This window comes from Virgisporangium aurantiacum (assembly GCF_016863635.1).
Lineage (GTDB): Bacteria > Actinomycetota > Actinomycetes > Mycobacteriales > Micromonosporaceae > Virgisporangium > Virgisporangium aurantiacum.
The window spans coordinates 1-2,181 of record NZ_BOPG01000171.1 but is presented as its reverse complement, the minus strand read 5'-3'; the positions used below and the strand labels follow the sequence as shown (position 1 = coordinate 2,181).

The following is a 2,181-nucleotide window of genomic DNA, read 5'->3' as shown; positions in this document are numbered from 1 at the left end:
GGTCATGTTCACCTACGGTGCCGACCCGTCCGGCGACGACGTCGCATTCCCCGACGTCGCCGTCTGCGAATTGCCGGCGCCGGTACGCACCGCGAAGTTCGACCTCACGCTCAGCATCGGCGAAGCCGGCCCATGCCTGGCCGGATCGATCCAATACGCCACCGACCTTTACGACCACACCACCGTCGAACGAATGGCGACCCATTTCCGCGGCCTGCTGCGCGAGTTCGCCCGCAACCCCGAGCAACGGGTGTGGGGCGCGCCGATGCTTACCGACGACGAGACCCGGCAGATGCTGGAGCACTGGAACGCCACCACCACCGAGGTCACGCCGGCTCCGGTCCACGAGCTGATCGCCGCGCAGGCCCAGCGGTGCGGCGACGCCGTGGCGGTGGTGACCGATGACAGCCGCATGAGCTACCGGGAACTCGACGACCGGGCCGACCGGCTCGCGTGGCGATTGAGGGACGAGACGGTCGGCCCCGAGCCGGTGGTCGCGGTATGCATGGAACGCGGCGCCGACCTCGTGGTGTGCCTGCTCGCCGCCCTCAAAGCGGGCGCGGTGTATTTGCCGCTCGATCCGCACGATCCGCCCGGACGGCTGGAGATGCTGCTGCGCCGGGCGCGGGCCGGCGTGGTGCTGACCCACCGCCAATGGATCCCTCGCCTGCCCGACGCCGGCGTGCGCCTGCTCTGCGTCGACGACGCCGCCGAGGCGACCGACCTGGCGCGCCGGCGATGCGACGCCCCACCCGCGGTCGCCGTGCATCCGGCACGCGCGGCGTACCTGTTCTTCACCTCCGGATCGACCGGCACACCGAAAGGCGTGGTCGGCCACCACGGTGGGCTAACGAACCGGGTGGCCTGGGCACGTGCCGGGCAACGGGCCGGACCACGGGACGTGTTCCTCCACAAGACGGCGACCGCCTTCGACGTGTCGCTGTGGGAAATGCTGTGTCCGTTGATGCTCGGTGCGACGCTGGCGGTCGCCCGCCCGGGCGGGCACCGTGATCCCGACTATCTCGCTGCGCTGATCGCCCGCGAACGCGTCACGGTCGTCCACTTCGTGCCGTCGATGCTGCGCGCGTTCCTCGCCGACGCGGATCTTGCCGACTGCGGAAGCGTGCGCCTGGTCGTCTGCAGCGGAGAGGCGCTGCCACCCGACCTCATCGCCGACCACCGACGGTCGTGGGGTACCGAACTACAAAACCTCTACGGGCCCACCGAGGCGTCGATCGAGGCCACCGCGGCCAGATGCGAGGGCGGGGTTCCGTCGATTGGGGTGCCGATCGCCAACGTCCGCGTCTACGTCGTCGACCAACACCTACAACCCGTCCCCATCGGCGTACCCGGCGAACTCCTCATCGGCGGCATCGGCATCGCTCGCGGCTACCTGGGCCGCCCCGACCACACCGCCCACCAATTCATCGCCAACCCCTTCACCAGCGACGGAACCCGGCTCTACCGCACCGGCGACCGCGCCCGCTGGCACACCAACGGCACCCTCGAATACCTCGGCCGCACCGACCACCAACTCAAAATCCGCGGCCACCGCATCGAACCCGCCGAAATCGAACACGCCCTCACCACCCACCCCCACATCACCCAAGCCGCCGTCACCACCCACCCCGACCCCCACGGCAACCCCCAACTCACCGCCTACATCACCACCACCAGCCCCAGCCCCACCGACAGCCCCACCGACACCCCCACCGACACCCCCACCACCAGCCCCACCATCACCGACATCCGCCACCACCTCACCACCCACCTACCCCACTACCTCATCCCCACCCACATCATCACCCTCCCCACCCTCCCCACCACCAACACCGGCAAAACAGACAAAACCCAACTACCCCCACCCGACCACACCAGACCCCTCCCCACCCACACCTACCAACCACCCACCACCCCCACCGAACACACCCTCACCACCCTCTGGACCAACCTCCTCAACACCACCCCCATCGGCATCCACGACAACTTCTTCGAACTCGGCGGCGACTCCATCACCGCCCTCCAACTCATCGCCCGCGCCCACACCGCAGGCCTCCACCTCACCCCCCACAACATCTTCACCCACCAAACCATCGCCACCCTCGCCACCACCACCACACCAACCACCCCAACCACCCACCACCACCCCACCACCGGACCCCACCCACTCACCCCCATCCA

1 protein-coding gene is annotated in these 2,181 nt (G+C 69.0%); it reads left to right on the top strand.

Annotation, left to right across the window (positions count from 1 at the left end):
* Window positions 1-2,181, top strand: a 2,181-nt coding sequence (locus Vau01_RS62865) for a non-ribosomal peptide synthetase (protein WP_204015411.1), incomplete at both ends; no start/stop codon positions are given.